Genomic DNA, 12,817 nt, shown 5'->3' with positions numbered 1-12,817 from the left:
AGCTACGCCATCACCTGGCACGATAGATGCTATTGAATAAGTAGGTCTGTTTTCTTGCGGAAGGAAGGGATCCCCAAGCCGGGATCGAAAGGTTTTCCGCCACGGGAACAGACATGTCTCCGACAAGGGCAAAGCCGGAGTAATCCGGCGACGCAAAGCCAAGGATCCTGCGCACGGCAGGACAGCCTGGTTGCCGAAGAGAGCAGGACGTCCCCCTGCCCCGACGTACAGTCGGGCCTGAGCGCGCCCATCTTCGGTGATGAAGATGGGCGCGTTTTTTTGGGAACAATTGCCGCCGGTCTCTCTTGTCGCAGCTGTGAGGCGCTTGAGCGGTATAGCCACTGGAGTTTCGTTACATCGCTCCGTTTTGTATCCATCACATAAGTAGAGGTTTTTATGATGAAAATGAAAATGTCCGCATTTCTCCTTTTCACCGTCCTGATCGCCTTTTCTCTCGCCACCCCCAGCTTCGCCGCCAAAGGGGGAACGCCCGGTTCCGGCAAGGCCAAGACCACCCTGAGCAGCCTGGTCATCAGCGGCCCGGCCTTGCTGGACGAAAATGCCAGCGCCCCCTTCGCGGCGACCGCCATCTGGAGCGACGGCAGCACCAGCGCGGCCACCCCGACCTGGAGCGAGAACTCGGCCTATGCCACGATCAGCACCAGCGGCGTGCTGACCACCTCGGCCGTGACCGCCAACCAGACGGTGACCGTGACCGCCAGCTACACCAGCGGCGGCGTCACCAAAACCGCCACCAAGTCGGCGTCGATCGTCAACGTACCGCCGCCTCCCGCCGATCCGATCCTTCCAGCCCAGATCACTCTCGCCTGGGATCCCAGCACCGATCCGCAAGTCACCGGCTACCGACTCTACTACAAGGAGAGTTTCGCCGACGACCCATCCTTCCAGACCCCGCCTTTCGACAGCACGGGGCTGTTCGAGGGAGGCTCGCCCATAGACGTCGGCAAAACCGAAACCTACGCACTGAACCTGCCGTACGACACGACGGTCTTCTGTTTCGCCGTGACGACCTACAACGTCGACGGTTTGGAGAGTGATTACAGCAACATCGTCTGCACGACGAATTAGAGCCGGAGACCCAGGAACCACCGGCAAGCGGTTATTGGTCCCCGCTTGCCGGACTGTACTGCCTGGCGCTCTGCGCTGCCCCCCTGCAACCCCCAAAGGCCTCGGAGTTCATGCTCCGAGGCCTTTTTTGCCTCGGCAACCAAAGACACCTGGTGAACAACCTGTATCTCGGTGGCGACAGAAAAAAAGCGGCCCCCGCCGAAAGCAGGGGCCGAAAAAGGGGGGCATAGCGGAAAAGGCAGCAAGTACCGGGGGCAACCAGCGACGCTTCCGCCCTTCCCTTCCGGCGTGGACCTCGTCGTCATTTTGCGACAACTTACGGAGAGCTGCCGGTGGCCGTCAGGATTTGAACATCCCGGGAACGATGTGGTGACGCTGCAGAAGCTTGTAAAAGTCGGTGCGGTTACGCCCGGCCAGCTTCGCCGCCTGGCTGACATTGCCGTCGGTGATTTTCAACAGGCGCAACAGGTAATCCTGCTCGAACTGCCGGCGAGCCTCACCGAAGGAAGGAATCTTTTCGGCGTTTTTGCTCAGGGCGCTGCGCACCAGATCCGCCGAAATGACCGGCGCGGTGCAGAGGGCGACGGCCTGCTCGACGACGTTGAGGAGCTGGCGGATATTGCCGGGCCAGGAGGCGGCCAGCAGCTCCTCCATGGCCTCCTGAGAAAAACCGCTCACTTTTTTCTTGTTCCTGGCCGCCAATTGCCGCAGGAAATGCCTGGCCAGAAGGGGGATATCTTCACGACGCTGATTGAGGGTGGGGAGGTCCAGCGAGACCACATTGAGCCGATAAAAGAGATCTTCACGGAAGTTGCCGGCTGCGATTTCCGCATCCAGGTCCCGGTGGGTGGCAGAGATGATCCTCACATCCACATCGACTGAACGGGTCGCCCCAACCGGACGCACCTGCTTCTCCTGCAGCACCCGCAGCAGCTTGACCTGCAGCGGCAAAGGCATGTCGCCGATTTCGTCGAGAAAAAGCGTTCCGCCATCGGCCGACTTGATCAAGCCGGCATAATCCTTCACAGCTCCACTGAAGGCGCCCCGGGTGTGGCCGAAGAGCTCGGATTCGAGAAGGTTTTCGGGGATCGCACCACAGTTGATCGCCACAAACGGCATGGCGGCCCGGGGGCTGGCTTTGTGGATGGCCTTGGCGAGCAGTTCCTTGCCGGTACCGCTTTCCCCGCGGAGCAGAATGCTCGAGCCGCTCTCGGCAGCCAGCCTTGCCTTACCGAGCAGTTGCTCCATAGCCGGGCTCTGCGTATTGATCTCGCTGCGCCACTCCGAACCGGCCGCATCGGCCGCCTCGCTGCTCCCCGCACCTGAGAGCTGAAGAGCCTTTTCAATCTCTTTGAGCAACTCCCGGCCGACGATGGGCTTGGTTAAAAATGAAAACACGCCATTCTTGGTGGCGGCTACCGCTTCGGGTATCGAACCGTGGGCTGTCAGGATGATAACCGGCAGAGAGACATGGAATCTCCGGATGGCCTCAAACAGGGCCAGGCCGTCCATCCCCTCCATTCGCAGGTCCGAAATGACCAGATCCGGCTTGATGTACGGTAATTGGGACAAAGCCTGTTCGGCGCTCTGCGCCGTATGGACCTCATAGCCTGCACTGGCAAGCCGCATGGTGAGCAGGCTCAACAAATCAGGGTCGTCATCCACCAGAAAGATTTTGAAAATTCTGTCCGCCATCATTTTATTGTTATTCCGGCAAACCTGCTTTTTCGCGGTCGCTGATAATCTTTTCAATATTCTTCAGTTCGTTTAACTGCGTCTTGAGTTCATCAAGCTGCGTTTTCTGCTCATTCAACTGCCGGGCCAAGGAATCGGTCCGGTCTTTTTCGGCGTTCACCTGCTTCTGCACGGCACGCTGTTCGTTCAACTGCATTTTGAACAAGGTCGCCAGCCCTTCGAGGCCTCCCGGCTCACGGTTTGGGTCGGCCAGATATTCGTCAATCAGCCTGGCGGCCGTTGCCCGGTCAACCAGAGTCCGGCCAGGCAGAAGCAACAGACCGATCACGCGGAGTCGATCCTCGGGCTTGCCGCTTCGCGTGAAATCCAGTTGCGCCTGTTCGAATTCCCTGGCCTGCAGCGCAGCGGGCATGGCCAGTACGCTCTGCAGGTAAACCAGGACATCGTCAGCCCGGGGTTTGCGAACAAAAAACGCTTCCCGACGAGGCGAGGCGTCTTCAGCCGTGTCCCGGCGGACGGGTTCCATCTGGAAACAACCGCCGGCCAGCAGCACCGTCACGGCTATGACCAGAACCAACGGAATCAGGAAGCGGGTTTTCATGGAAGGTCCCCCTTGGCCTGCAGCGGCAGTGTGAGACGAAACCGGGCCCCCCTGGTCGTGTTGTCTACAAGTTGCAGCGTCCCGCCATGGGCGAGTACGAATTCGCGGGCAATGGAGAGTCCCAGGCCCGTTCCCTTGACGGGACCGGGAGCGTGAAGGCTCCCTTGGAAAAATGCCTCAAATATTTTCCCCCGTTCCGCGACCGGGATCCCGGGCCCCGAGTCGGTCACATCGAAAACCATCTCGCCCCCCCACTCCCGGAGGTTCAATTCGATGCGCCCTTCCGGAGGCGTGTATTTGACGGCATTGGACAACAGGTTATCCACCACGGTCCGCAGTCGCGAAAGATCACCATGGACGGTCACTGGATTGAGTTTAACTTCCATCCGGAGTTTTTTCTTAAAAATCATCGTCTGATGATCCGCAAGCACCGAGGCAATCACTTCTGCCATCTGCACAGCAGACAGATGCAGGGGCGAGATGGAGGCCTGGGACTTGCTGAAACTCAGGAGATTTTCGATGAGCTTCTGCAAATGGATGCTGTTCTTGGACAGGATAGCAGAAATTTCCTGCTGCTGTGCATTCAGGCGACCGACGACCCCTTCGGCCAGCAATTCCGCCCCTTCCCGGATCGAGGCGAGAGGGGTTTTGAGTTCATGGGAGACCTGGGCGACGAACATGGCCTTGGTTTTTTCCACCTCTGCGAGCTGCTTGCGCAACCAGTCGAGGCGCTCGCCGAGAAACACCAGGTCGTCGGGGCCGCTCACGGCGACCTCAGTTTCAAAATCGCCTTCGCCAAGCCGGTGAATCGCCTTGTCGATCTGGCGAATCGGCTTGGACAACAGGCGGATGGAACCCACCAGTACCAGCAGCGTAAAAGGGATCAGAGCCGCCGCCTGCAAGAGCAGGGAGCGCCGTGCCTCGGCCGTGGCCTTGAGCATGCCGTCGACTTCCCGGATGATCAGCTCGTTACTTTCCGCATAAATCTCATTGGCCAGGGCGTTGAGCGTCCCGAACTCCAGCAGGGCCGCCTTTTGTTCCGGAGAGCCGTGGGAGGCAGTGTTCAGTGCTGTAAAGACGGCCCGCTCTCCCTTGTGCAGCAAAGCCAGGCGCTGCTTCTGGGCATCGTCCATCGGCAGGGAAAGGAGCTGCAGCAGAGCCTTCTCGATCTCGGCATGGGTGTTGGCGGCCTCATCCAGCAATTGCTGATCCCCGAGCACATCGTACTGCCGCGCCCGCCGCTCCAGGGCGATGACCTTTTCAATCAGGATGCGACTGCCCTGGGTCATATCGACCGAGCGGTAAACTGCTCCGGCTCCCTCCCGGGAGAGGCGGCCCAGTGCCCATTCTGCATTGAACAGTGCCGCCAGCATCGGCAACAGCACCACGGCAAATACAGACAGCAAAAGAGTCAGAAAGGATTTTGGGTGGTAAAAGCGCATCCTGTCCTCAATGCCCGCAGACCGGCAACCGCATCCCCCGGTGTCCCGTGGAGACGAAGTGGCTGGTTACCCCAACAGTTTTTTGAACAAGGCCGACCTGGCCATGGCGGCGATGGCCCTGAAGCAGATCCAGATGACCGCCGCGAGGCCCAGGAGCGGCAGCAGGATGGCGAAGACGGTTACCAGTATCGATCCGACAAGTTCGATGGTGGAAATCAGGATGTTCGCCAACCCGCCCGTTGCGCCGGCTGAAGCTGCCCGCAGGGCGACGGTGCCCCCCTGGACGATCGCCGAAACACCACCTCCCACCATAATGGCCAGTGCCCATTTGAGAAACGGCGAGAGGTCGCCGAGCAGGGAAGCGGTAAGGATCGTGCCGGCAACGACGGCCAGCGGCGTCATCAGGGCATCCAGCGTGTTGTCGACCCAGGGGATGTAGTAGGCGGCGATCTCAATGACGGTTGCCGTGCCGAATGCCGTCAGCGCCTCCCAGGTTCCAATCCACTCGAATCCGGGAGATAGCGTGATGGTGCCGGAAAGCGCCGCAATGCTCATGCCCAGCAGCGGCACAAAGACACGAAACCCGCAGGCCGCGCTGAGGCCGATGCCGACGACGAGACCGAGCATTGTCTCCATTTTCCAGCTCCTCCCCGCGGGAGATGTTCCTGATTACTGAAGGTTTGCAATTCCCCGCATCTGCCCCTTTGATCCCCGATTCCCTCACCGCCGCAGGGCGGATGACGGCTTTGACGCCCCCACAAAGGCTGCGGCGGCCGATCAATCCACCCGGCCCGCGGTGCCTGGCGGCGGCAGCAGCGGTTCGACGGTCAGCGGGGCTCCGAGCAGCTCGCTCCGCATCCGTTCGCGTTCGCGGTCGATCTGTTCGGCGGTCGCCCCCAGTTGACGCAGGATGAATTCGGTGATGGTCAGCGCCACCTCCCCCTCACCGGCGAAGACGGCATCCGCCCCCGCCCGGCGCAGCGCCGGCATCTCGCGCAGGTACGCCGTGCGCGCAAAGACCCGGATACCGGGATTGAGCTCGCGGGCGAGACGGATCGACTCCTCGCTGCCGTGCATGCCGGCCGTGCTCAGGACGAGGGCAACGGCGCCCGCAACTCCGGCCTCGCTCAGGGTCTCGCGGTGGGTGGCGTCGCCGTAGACGGCGGGCAAACCCTCCGCGCGCAGCCTGCGGACCGTCTCGAGGTTCATCTCGATGACCGTCGGCTCGATCCCGCTCTCCCGGAGCAGGCGGGCGACGGTGCGGCCGATCGGCCCGAAGCCGACGACGATTGCCCGGTACCGTGCCGCCGGCGCGCCGGACGACTCCCCCGCCGGCTCCCCTGCCCTGGCCCGCCCGTTCAGCCGGCGCCAGAGGCCGGGATGCCGCTTGACCGCCGCCTCGAGCCTGTCGATGGCTCGGAAGAAGAGCGGGTTCAGGCTGATGGAGACGATGGCGGCGGCGACCAGCGCATTGCTCAACGTTTCGGGGAGGATCTCCAGCTGCCGGCCGAGGGCCGCCAGAATGAAGGAGAACTCCCCGATCTGCGCCAGGGCCACGGCGACGGCGAGGGCGGTGCGGAAAGGGTAGCGCAGCAGCAGGACGATCGCCAGTGCCGCCAGGGGCTTGCCGACCAGGATGATGCCGAGGGTGGCGGCGACCAGCCCCGGCGTCGCCCACAGCGAGTGCGGGTCGAAGAGCATCCCCACCGAGACGAAGAAGAGGACGGCGAAGGCGTCGCGCATCGGCAGCGCCTCTGATGCCGCCCGCAGGCTGAAGTCCGACTGCCGCACCACCATCCCGGCAAGGAAGGCCCCCAGGGCCATCGAGACGCCGAAGATCTTGGCGGCGCCGACGGCAATGCCGAGGGCGACCACCAGAACCGCCAGGGTAAAGAGCTCCCGTGAGCCCGTCGTCGCCATCCGCCCGAGCAGCCAGGGGATGAGGCGGCCGCCGACCAGCAGGGTGAAGGCCACCAGCAGCGCCAGCTTGACGACGGACCAGCCGAGCGCCTGGACAATCCCCGCCGACCCGGACGGCTCGGCGCCGAAGAGGACGGGGAGGAGGACGAGCACCAGAACGGTGAAGAGGTCCTCGACCACCAGCCAGCCGACGGCGATGTGGCCGGTCGGGGTGTGCAGCTCGTTGTTGTCTGTGAGCACCCGCAGCAGCACGACGGTGCTGGCGACGGAGATGGCCAGGCCGAAAACCAGCCCCGCCGGCCAGCTCCAGCCCATTTGCAGGGCGACAAGGCAGCCGAGGAGGGTGGCCACCAGGCTCTGGCAGACGGCGCCGGGGATCGCCACTCGCCGCACCTCGAGCAGCTCCTTGAGGTGGAACTGGAGGCCGACGCCGAACATCAGGAGGATGACCCCGATCTCGGCAAGCTGGTTCGCCAGCTCCCGGTTGGCGATGAAACCGGGGGTGTTGGGGCCGACCGCGAAGCCGGCCAGCAGGTAGCCGACGATGGGCGAGAGCCCCAGCCGGTGGGTAATGTAGCCCAGAATCAGGGCGGCCGCCAGGCCACCGGTCAGGGTCAGGATCAGGTCGAGGCCGTGCATCTCAGTCATCGGTCCCCCCGGCGCCGCTCTCGCTCTTCTCCAGGAGCCCGACGAACCAGTCCGAGGAAGCGTTCACCAGGGCAATGGCGATCAGGCAGCGGCTTTTTTCGAGGAACTTCCGGATCATCGGTGACTTTTGTCCTTTCAGGGGGGGATCGTTCCGGGAAATTCTAGCACCGGGCGGGGAAATCGGCAAAACGTTTACGCATCCGGTTGCCCCCCTTGTTCAGTAGCCGCCACTGGACATCCTGCCCCCCAGGACGGAAAATATGAACAGGAAGACTCGGGTCATGTCAGCAACCACGGCCCGTCCTTCCGGGGAGGAAGCCATGAAAATTCGAGTCCTGGCGGTTCTGGTGATGTTCCTGGTGGTTTTGTCCCCGGGGGTAAGCGGGGCGGCCGGCCCGGCCGGCGCAACCCCCGAGCGGATTTTCTATGTCGCCCTCGGCGCCAGCGATGCGGTGGGGATCGGCGCCATTCCCCTCGACAGGGGTTACGTGTTTCGGATCGAGGACGCCCTGGAGGCGCGGCTGCCGACCGTTGACCTGCTCAACCTCGGCATCCCCGGGGCCATGGCCGACGACATCTTCAGAACGCTCGAGCTTGCCCTGCGGATCGGCATCCAGCCCGACCTGGTGACGCTGTGGACCGGCGCCAACGACCTGAGCGGCGGCGAGGACCCGGCGGTTTTCGAGGCGAACCTGGAAGCGATTCTGGCGGCGCTGGTGATCCAGACCGATGCCCTGGTCGTGATTGCCGACCTGCCGGATTTGACCCGGCTGCCCCGCTTCGTGGCCGAGCCGAGAGCATCGGTCACCCTGGAGCGGGTGGCGGCCTTCAACCAGGCCATCGACCGCCAGGCGCTGGCGGCCGGCGTCCAGGTGGTGCGGCTCTCCCGGCTGCCGATCACCGACAATCTGAGCAGCGATCTCGACGGCTTTCATCCCTCCAACGAGGGACACCTGCAGATCGCCCAGGCTTTTCTGGCGGTCATCCTGCCCGCCCTCGGGCTGGACTAGGCAGAAGCCGATTTCCCGTGGGCCATGGCCGGCCGGCGGGCGACAGCAAAGGAGGAACAGCGATGACGAAACGCATTCTGGCGGCGGCAACGCTGGCCGTCTGCATGGCGGCCGCCCTGTCCGCAGCGGCGGTCGCCCAGGAGCCTCTCTTCGAAACACGCAAGATCACCGACACCGTGTACCTCTTCCGCTACGGCACCCACCAGGCGATGTTCGTGGCCACTGCCGAGGGCGTCATCGCCACCGACCCGATCGGCTACCTGCGGCCGGAAGCGGTGCAGGCCTATCTGGCCGAGATCCGCCGGGTCACCCCGGCGCCCATCCGCTACGTCGTCTACAGCCACCACCACTACGACCATATTGCCGGCGGCCAGCCCTTCCGTGAGCAGGGCGCGGTCTTCATCGCCCACCGCAAGGCCAAGGCCCGGCTGGAGGAGCTGCGACATCCCGACGTCGTGATCCCGGACGTGGGGGTCGACAATCTCTACCTCATCGAGCTTGGCGGGGTGCGGCTCGAACTCCACTACGTCGGCCGCAACCACTCGGACAACTCGCTGGTGATGCTCCTGCCGAAAGAGCGGCTCCTGTTCACCGTCGATTTCATCCCCATTGAGACGCTCCAGTTCCGCGACCTGCCCGACGGCTACCTCCCCGACTGGTTCGACTCCCTGGACCGCGTCCTGGCTCTCGACTGGGACCGCATGATCCCGGGACACCCCTACGCCGGCGGCCGCCTTGGCACCAAAGAGGACGTGGCCAACCTCAAGCAGTACATGACGGATCTCTCGGCGGCGGTGCAGCAGGCCGCCGCCGAGGGGAAGTGCTACGACCGGGCGATGCAGGAGATCAAGCTGCCCAAATACGAGAAGTGGGGCAACTACGACAGGTTCCTGCCCGGCAACATCGAGCGCTTCTGCGAGTACTGGGGACGCGGGTACTGACGTCTGGCCCTGGGGGGGGCGCGACGGAGGGGGGGCTGGCCGATTACCATCCGGCCTGCATCGGCACAGCAGGAAAAGCAACCGACTTCCGGGCGTGCTGTAGAGGCCGGTAGCGTTGGTCGCCAGCGTGAGCCGCCTCAGCTTGCCGCCCTGCAGCAATCGCGGCCTTCTCTTTTCGCCCGGTAAAGCGCTTCATCGGCACGCGATACAAGCTGCTCCAGAGTCGTGTTCTCCCTGCTCTCGGCGATCCCGACGCTCACTGTGAATTTTACGGGCGTTCCGTTGATCGGCTCATCCACCCTCAACTGGCGAACCATGGACAACACCCGCAAGGCCGCCTCTACCCCCTGTGCCAACGCCACCTCCGGCAGGACCACCGCGAATTCCTCGCCCCCGACCCGGCCGACATGGTCATTCTTGCGCAGGCAGGGCGACAGGGCCTGGGCGAATTCCCGGAGGACCTTGTCCCCCATGGGATGGCCATGGGTATCGTTGATCTGCTTGAAATGATCGATATCGATGCTCAGCAGGGTCAGCGGACGGCCATATCTGTGGCTGCGCTCGAATTCATCGGCGAGGGATTCGAAAAAGGTCCGGCGGTTCAGCAGCCCGGTCAGCGAGTCGATGCGGGAGATTTCACGCAGTTTTTCTTCGAGTCTCTTGTACTCGGTGATATCGGTGAAGGTCCGAACGAAACCGCCGCCCGGCAAGGGATCATGGGTCAGCACGATCCAGCGCAGCTCGCCGTGCAGCGACTGGGCGAACGCAAACTGGAAACATTCCCGCTGATCGAGTCTGGCCAGGGCGCTGGCCCGCATGGCCGCATCCTGGCCCGTCTCGCTGGCCCAGATGTTGATGATGTCCCGGAAATCGCCCCCGATGCGAAAGGTTCCGGCGGGCAGTTTGAACAGGGCATCCACCGGCCGGTTGAAGGCCAGAACCCGGTAATCCCGCCCGACCACCACGATCCCCTGGGGGACATGATCGAGCACCACTTCCAGGACGTTGGTCCGCTCCGCGAAAATGCTTTTATCGAACAGCACCTCTTGAGTTGAAGGCATGCTCATTCCTCCAGGGGGAAACCGGAGCAGGAACTGCGGCCGGCGATCGGCGTTTCCACGCTCATGACCAAAGCACAACCCGGTCCTTATGCCTTTTTTACAAATTCCGATTTCAACTGCATGGCGCCAATCCCCTCGATCCGGCAGTCGATATCGTGATCCCCTTCGACGAGGCGGATGCTTTTCACCTTGGTTCCGACTTTAACCACCGACGAAGAGCCCTTTATCTTCAGGTCCTTGATCACGGTAACCGAGTCGCCGTCCTGAAGCAAATTCCCATAGGCATCACGCACGGCACGGGGTTGACCCGCGCTCTCCGTGACCGCATCGATTGCCCACTCATGGGCGCATTCCGGACAGACATACATGGTTCCATCTTCGTAGGTGTATGCCGAGCCGCATTTGGGACATTTTGGCAAACCGCTCATCTTTTACCCTCTTTCTGTCTGGAAATATCAGTCTTTCTGCCCTTGGGGCCGGACCAAGTCAACGTATCTCATCATCAGTCGAACTGGTCACAATCATTAGCAAAGCGTCTTCCGCAGCAGGTCCATCGCAGGCTCCGAGATCCATCGCTGCGTCGTCTCGATCCCCTAAAGGTGCTCTCGAGTCCAAAAGGAGAGAGATCAGGCCTTTCGGCTGTTCAAGAGTCTTCTTCGTGTATTTGTTCTCTTTAGGCCCAACGCCTGGGATGAGCCGCGCGAGGAGCGAGTTTCGGCTTGATTGAAATGTTGGGCATCACTCCCATACGTTGGCTCCCTGATCGAAGCCGCCACGATAAGGGCTGCCAACGCAGAACCTATGCCCGCTTGGGGCTTGCATGACGACCCATCCGTTATTGCGGGCTACAACGGTAGCCCCTAAACGCTCCAGCCGCGCGACCTCTAAATCTATTGAGTCCGTCTCAATATCAAGGTGCGCTCGCGGTTCGTGGCGGACTCGTTGAATGATGACCTGAACCTCGCCAGCTGGCGTCACAAGCTGAATAAAGTTGCTGGCTGCATCCAGAGCCCGAGGAAGAGGAAAGCCCAGTGCAGCACTCCAGAACTGCGCCTCGGAAAACAAGTCATCCGTCTGACAGTCAATGACGACGTTTCCTAGCCTGCTTTTGTGCATCGGTGCTCTCTTGTGATGCTCAACGGTGATTGATAACCTGGCACGGTATGTTGCTGAATCTAGAAGACATTGTTCGCGATCGCTCGTGGTGAATCCGTTTGGAATTTTGGCTATATTTCACCTTTTAAAATTGCTTCAATTTTCTTTGATACCTCTCGAAGCTTTGTCTCTTCAATTTCTAAATCAAATGATTGTCCAAGTACCTGTTTTATAGCTCTATTGTATTTGTCTTCTCCATTTATGACTCGAATGGTTGAAATTATGTCAATTGCCTCATATTTATAGCCATCAAGTCCTTCGACATTGCCAGCTCTTTCGCCAAGGGGATTCCAGGCCTCTAAAATGGCAGCAATCTTTGAAATTGTATCTTGGTTCATTGCCTTCTCATTTTTAAAACGTTAGGCATCACCGGCGGCGTAGAGGCCGTGAGCCAAGTAGACATTTTTCGAGAGCAACTGACGGAACCCCGTCCGGTGGATGCCGGTGTTATGCCCTGGCCTTAGATCTAAAAATCAGTTTAATCACTGGCACACTAAAATTTGTAGCATAAAAAATACATATTGATAATGTGCCTGCCCAATGAAAGCCAAGAGCATATTTACATATTATAAATGCCAATGCCGCGATCGATGCTCCGATACTGAGCTCAAGTAAGTTTACATTTTCGTCTGAAATGCAGTCCTCGTCGATGGTGCCCCCTTTCAACATTGCAAAAAGCAAGTAGCTGCTGCTGATGTTTAATAGTGGGAAGATGCATAAAAGTCCTTCGGAATTCATAAGCATATAAGTTCCGCCCCAAACCCCCGCAAACCCGTTTGTAATCACTGCAAAAATGAGCATTAATTTCTTTTCTATTAAGCTCTTTTTGGAGGGGGAGAATGCATGGAAGATAGCGAGCAGTGCTCCGCAAAGGATTACAAGGATGGCGAGAAAAACGCCTACATGGGCACCCGTAAACTTGAAATTTTGAAAACCAAATCCCTTCGGAAGGCTCGTGAAAAGGGTCAGGAGAAGAACAAAACTCATCACAAATAGCGTGAGCTCGTCATAGTGCGGGATAAAAAATTTTATGATTCTATTTTTCTTCATTTAATATTTAGGGCATAACGTTAAGATCAGCGGCGGTGCAGAGACCAAACACCAAATAGACATTTTTCGAGAACTACTGCTGTACCCCCGTCCGCTGGATTGCTGGTTGGGCCTGCCTTACTCATATGCGCACCTCAGTTCTCTTGCTACCCACTTTCCGCCTGAATCAAGACAGGCATCCGAAGCAAGAAACACCCGAACATGC

At 60.3% G+C, this 12,817-nt stretch carries 13 protein-coding genes and 1 riboswitch; of the genes, 3 read left to right on the top strand and 10 right to left on the bottom strand.

Annotated features, from left to right (window positions below):
* The first annotated feature begins 117 nt into the window (after positions 1-117).
* Positions 118-198: riboswitch (cyclic di-GMP riboswitch) on the top strand.
* Between the two features lie 198 nt (positions 199-396).
* Complete coding sequence (locus VD811_05145; GenBank protein HXV20363.1) at positions 397-1,089, top strand: hypothetical protein; 693 nt, start codon at positions 397-399, stop codon at positions 1,087-1,089.
* Between the two features lie 339 nt (positions 1,090-1,428).
* Here the strand turns inward: VD811_05145 and VD811_05140 are convergent, their stop codons facing one another.
* From VD811_05140 to VD811_05115, 6 genes are all read right to left on the bottom strand, one after another.
* A complete protein-coding gene (locus VD811_05140; GenBank protein ID HXV20362.1) occupies positions 1,429-2,787 on the bottom strand; it encodes a sigma 54-interacting transcriptional regulator in 1,359 nt (452 codons plus the stop codon).
* A 7-nt stretch (positions 2,788-2,794) separates the two neighbouring features.
* A complete protein-coding gene (locus tag VD811_05135) occupies positions 2,795-3,385 on the bottom strand; it encodes a hypothetical protein (protein HXV20361.1) in 591 nt (196 codons plus the stop codon).
* Positions 3,382-4,827: a HAMP domain-containing sensor histidine kinase gene (locus VD811_05130; GenBank protein HXV20360.1), complete on the bottom strand. Its 1,446-nt coding sequence runs from the start codon at positions 4,825-4,827 to the stop codon at positions 3,382-3,384. Before VD811_05130 ends, VD811_05135 begins: the two co-directional genes overlap by 4 nt.
* A 66-nt stretch (positions 4,828-4,893) precedes the next feature.
* A complete protein-coding gene (locus VD811_05125) occupies positions 4,894-5,463 on the bottom strand; it encodes a DUF4126 domain-containing protein (GenBank protein HXV20359.1) in 570 nt (189 codons plus the stop codon).
* Positions 5,464-5,604: 141 nt separating this feature from the next.
* Positions 5,605-7,395, bottom strand: coding sequence for a cation:proton antiporter (locus VD811_05120; protein ID HXV20358.1), 1,791 nt, complete (start codon positions 7,393-7,395; stop codon positions 5,605-5,607).
* The gene (locus tag VD811_05115; protein HXV20357.1) at positions 7,388-7,513 is read right to left on the bottom strand and encodes a hypothetical protein; all 126 of its coding nucleotides are present in this window, start codon (positions 7,511-7,513) and stop codon (positions 7,388-7,390) included. The genes VD811_05120 and VD811_05115 overlap by 8 nt, the downstream gene beginning before the upstream one ends.
* Before the next feature lie 202 nt (positions 7,514-7,715).
* Here VD811_05115 and VD811_05110 point away from each other — a divergent pair, with 202 nt between their 5' ends.
* Together VD811_05110 and VD811_05105 are read left to right on the top strand one after the other, a co-directional pair.
* Positions 7,716-8,405, top strand: a complete 690-nt coding sequence (locus VD811_05110; GenBank protein ID HXV20356.1) for a GDSL-type esterase/lipase family protein — start codon at positions 7,716-7,718, stop codon at positions 8,403-8,405.
* Between the two features lie 62 nt (positions 8,406-8,467).
* A complete protein-coding gene (locus tag VD811_05105; GenBank protein ID HXV20355.1) occupies positions 8,468-9,346 on the top strand; it encodes an MBL fold metallo-hydrolase in 879 nt (292 codons plus the stop codon).
* Positions 9,347-9,483: 137 nt separating this feature from the next.
* On the opposite strand, the gene VD811_05100 is transcribed toward VD811_05105, so the two are convergent.
* The 4 genes from VD811_05100 to VD811_05085 all read right to left on the bottom strand — a co-directional run bounded on the left by VD811_05100 (position 9,484) and on the right by VD811_05085 (position 12,612).
* Entirely contained in the window at positions 9,484-10,407 is a 924-nt protein-coding gene (locus VD811_05100) for a diguanylate cyclase (GenBank protein ID HXV20354.1), read from the bottom strand.
* An 86-nt stretch (positions 10,408-10,493) separates the two neighbouring features.
* The gene (locus VD811_05095; GenBank protein HXV20353.1) at positions 10,494-10,835 is read right to left on the bottom strand and encodes a zinc ribbon domain-containing protein YjdM; all 342 of its coding nucleotides are present in this window, start codon (positions 10,833-10,835) and stop codon (positions 10,494-10,496) included.
* Between the two features lie 798 nt (positions 10,836-11,633).
* Positions 11,634-11,900, bottom strand: coding sequence for a DUF1871 family protein (locus tag VD811_05090; protein HXV20352.1), 267 nt, complete (start codon positions 11,898-11,900; stop codon positions 11,634-11,636).
* A gap of 109 nt (positions 11,901-12,009) precedes the next feature.
* Positions 12,010-12,612: a hypothetical protein gene (locus tag VD811_05085; GenBank protein ID HXV20351.1), complete on the bottom strand. Its 603-nt coding sequence runs from the start codon at positions 12,610-12,612 to the stop codon at positions 12,010-12,012.
* Positions 12,613-12,817: the final 205 nt, after the last annotated feature.

Source organism: Desulfuromonadales bacterium (assembly GCA_035620395.1).
Taxonomy (GTDB): domain Bacteria; phylum Desulfobacterota; class Desulfuromonadia; order Desulfuromonadales; family DASPGW01; genus DASPGW01.
The sequence above is the reverse complement of the archived record's forward strand: the minus strand, read 5'-3'. Positions and strand labels throughout refer to the sequence as shown.

What these genes read in the sequence shown, in the direction of transcription:
- VD811_05130 (HXV20360.1), bottom strand. Translation starts at nt 4,827, where the DNA reads ATGCGCTTTTACCACCCAAAATCCTTTCTGACTCTTTTGCTGTCTGTA.
- VD811_05140 (HXV20362.1), bottom strand. Translation starts at nt 2,787, where the DNA reads ATGATGGCGGACAGAATTTTCAAAATCTTTCTGGTGGATGACGACCCT.
- VD811_05105 (HXV20355.1), top strand. Translation starts at nt 8,468, where the DNA reads ATGACGAAACGCATTCTGGCGGCGGCAACGCTGGCCGTCTGCATGGCG.
- VD811_05095 (HXV20353.1), bottom strand. Translation starts at nt 10,835, where the DNA reads ATGAGCGGTTTGCCAAAATGTCCCAAATGCGGCTCGGCATACACCTAC.
- VD811_05125 (HXV20359.1), bottom strand. Translation starts at nt 5,463, where the DNA reads ATGGAGACAATGCTCGGTCTCGTCGTCGGCATCGGCCTCAGCGCGGCC.
- VD811_05115 (HXV20357.1), bottom strand. Translation starts at nt 7,513, where the DNA reads ATGATCCGGAAGTTCCTCGAAAAAAGCCGCTGCCTGATCGCCATTGCC.
- VD811_05145 (HXV20363.1), top strand. Translation starts at nt 397, where the DNA reads ATGATGAAAATGAAAATGTCCGCATTTCTCCTTTTCACCGTCCTGATC.
- VD811_05135 (HXV20361.1), bottom strand. Translation starts at nt 3,385, where the DNA reads ATGAAAACCCGCTTCCTGATTCCGTTGGTTCTGGTCATAGCCGTGACG.
- VD811_05120 (HXV20358.1), bottom strand. Translation starts at nt 7,395, where the DNA reads ATGACTGAGATGCACGGCCTCGACCTGATCCTGACCCTGACCGGTGGC.
- VD811_05100 (HXV20354.1), bottom strand. Translation starts at nt 10,407, where the DNA reads ATGCCTTCAACTCAAGAGGTGCTGTTCGATAAAAGCATTTTCGCGGAG.
- VD811_05090 (HXV20352.1), bottom strand. Translation starts at nt 11,900, where the DNA reads ATGAACCAAGATACAATTTCAAAGATTGCTGCCATTTTAGAGGCCTGG.
- VD811_05085 (HXV20351.1), bottom strand. Translation starts at nt 12,612, where the DNA reads ATGAAGAAAAATAGAATCATAAAATTTTTTATCCCGCACTATGACGAG.
- VD811_05110 (HXV20356.1), top strand. Translation starts at nt 7,716, where the DNA reads ATGAAAATTCGAGTCCTGGCGGTTCTGGTGATGTTCCTGGTGGTTTTG.